The organism is Vibrio sp. 811 (assembly GCF_033339195.1).
In genome coordinates, this window is record NZ_JAWOUB010000879.1 from 1 (window position 1) to 533 (window position 533).

General features: G+C 47.5%; 1 pseudogene. It reads left to right on the plus strand.

Annotation, left to right across the window (positions count from 1 at the left end):
* A pseudogene (locus tag R7Q46_RS29910) lies at nucleotides 1-533 on the plus strand (imidazolonepropionase); the annotation flags it as partial.

Below are 533 nucleotides of genomic sequence, written 5' to 3' on the forward strand. Positions count from 1 at the left end.
AAACGGCGTGCCTTATCAGGAAATAGCGAAGCAAGGTGGCGGTATCCTTTCCAGCGTAAAGGCCACTCGAGCAGCTACTGAAGAGCAATTAATTGAGCTCGCGTTGCCTCGTTTAGATGGCTTGTTGGCAAGTGGGGTTACGTCGGTTGAAGTAAAATCAGGCTACGGCTTGACGCTCAAAGACGAACTAAAAATGCTGCGTGCTGCAAAAGCCTTAGAACAAGAGCGTAAAGTCAAAATCACAACTACCCTTCTTGCCGCTCATGCTTTACCGCCTGAATTTGAAGGTCGCGCAGACGATTACATCGAACATATTTGTCAAGAAATCATCCCAATCGTCGCAGAGGAAAACTTGGCCACCAGTGTGGATGTGTTTTGTGAGTCTATCGGTTTTAATTTGGAGCAAACCGAAAAAGTATTTGCGACAGCGAAACAATATGGCTTACACGTAAAAGGCCACACAGAGCAGCTATCGAACCTTGGTGGCACTGAATTGACTGCACGGTACGGAGGCCTTTCGGCTGACCATATCG